The sequence below is a fragment of the Methylophaga sp. UBA1464 genome, from assembly GCF_002325665.1.
Lineage (GTDB): Bacteria > Pseudomonadota > Gammaproteobacteria > Nitrosococcales > Methylophagaceae > Methylophaga.
On record NZ_DCSO01000074.1, the window covers coordinates 1 to 232 of the forward strand.

At 52.2% G+C, this 232-nt stretch carries 1 pseudogene; it reads left to right on the forward strand.

Features of this window, described 5'->3' with window-relative positions:
- A pseudogene (locus B3O33_RS08920) lies at positions 1-232 on the forward strand (2-isopropylmalate synthase); the annotation flags it as partial.

Genomic DNA, 232 nt, shown 5'->3' on the forward strand with positions numbered 1-232 from the left:
CAGCGGAACTGGCCGTAATGGCCGGTGCCGATCGCGTGGAAGGCTGTTTGTTTGGTAATGGCGAGCGAACCGGTAATGTCGACTTAGTGACCTTGGCATTGAATTTATATTCGCAGGGTATCGATCCCGGCTTGGATTTCAGTCAGATGGATCAGATCCGCCAATTGGCCGAAGAATGCACACAGTTACCTGTCCATCCACGCCACCCTTATGCCGGTGAATTGGTGTTTAC